This window comes from Treponema endosymbiont of Eucomonympha sp., from assembly GCF_001028545.1.
On record NZ_BBPW01000360.1, the window covers coordinates 1 to 693 of the forward strand.

A 693-nucleotide genomic window follows, 5' to 3' on the forward strand; every position below is an offset into this window, starting at 1 on the left:
ACTCAATATACGACCGGGAGCCAAAGTACGGACTTGCCGTCGCCGGCATCGTCGAGACATCGAAGGTGATACGCAACAATACGCCAAAGATTGGACACAAACTAATACTGACGAAGCCGCTGGGTGTAGGAATCGTTATGGCCGCGATGAGGGTGGATATGGCGTCGGCGTCGGCGGTTCGACAGGCGCTTGCCTCTATGGAGCGACTCAACCGTTATGCCTGCGAGAGCATGGTTGCCTTCAACGTAAGCGCCTGTACGGACGTTACCGGTTTCGGACTGCTTGTCCACGCTTTGGAAATGGCGGGGGACTCGGCGGCAATCATCCTATATCCCGACGCCTTGCCACTTATCCCTGAGGCAGCGGCGTACGCAGACGAGTATCTGTTGACCGCCGCCGGACAGCGTAACCGCAACCGCGCGGACAGGTACGCCGACGTAAGCCCGCTCTCGTTTGCCACCCAAGAGTTGCTATTCGACCCTCAGACATCCGGGGGGCTTTTGATAGCCGCGCCTCCCGACGAAGCGGAAGCGCTTACGGCTCGTATAAAAGAAGCCGGGGATGAACGCGCCGCAATCATCGGGGAAATTGCGCCGAAAGCGGAAAAAATTATAATATTTAGATAAAGGAAATCAGGAAACGCACAGAAAACTCCTGCCGAACAGGAGGTGGAGAGCGTGAATACATATATTA

1 protein-coding gene is annotated in these 693 nt (G+C 55.6%); it reads left to right on the top strand.

All coding sequences use genetic code 11. The annotated features are described in order from the left end of the window. On the top strand, positions 1-626 hold a 626-nt coding region (gene selD / locus AWU74_RS07065), incomplete at its 5' end, for a selenide, water dikinase SelD (protein WP_162504992.1). Positions 627-693 lie beyond the last annotated feature (67 nt).